1 pseudogene is annotated in these 467 nt (G+C 38.5%); it reads left to right on the top strand.

Annotated elements, in window-relative coordinates:
• Nucleotides 1–37: 37 nt before the first annotated feature.
• A pseudogene (locus ASC50_RS04400) lies at nt 38–467 on the top strand (hypothetical protein); the annotation flags it as partial.

Here is a 467-nt window from a genome sequence, read left to right as displayed (position 1 = left end):
ACCCTACCCTTACATTGACAAAAAACACTTTGGCTTTTTGTGTTATTCAAGTCCTGACTTTCAGCATAATAACGAATTACGAATAAGTCCTTTTATCCCAACGAGCCATATTTCTACGCTTGCATTGGACAAAGATAATTTGTTGACGGCTTGTGTCTATTTTGCAGTTCGTCATTGTATCGAGGCAACATGGCTTAACGACCGCGACCAATTTTTATATCCGAATGACGGTTACAAAACCGATACTGAATTTCAAAATGATTGTTTAATTTATACATTGTTTCATAATCAAAACAAAATAGTATCTGTTGGTTATGTCAATCATTGGCTCCCATTTGGGCCGCAGGATGTGAAGGCAAAGGACAATTTCAAATCCACATTTATGGCAGATTTTTTGGCGGGAAAGAAAACAACTTTTGGCGGCGGTGGCAGTGGTGGTTATGCAAAACAAGTGGACGTGTTTATGG

It is taken from the genome of Candidatus Symbiothrix dinenymphae, assembly GCF_001431085.1.
The sequence above is the reverse complement of the archived record's forward strand: the minus strand, read 5'-3'. Positions and strand labels throughout refer to the sequence as shown.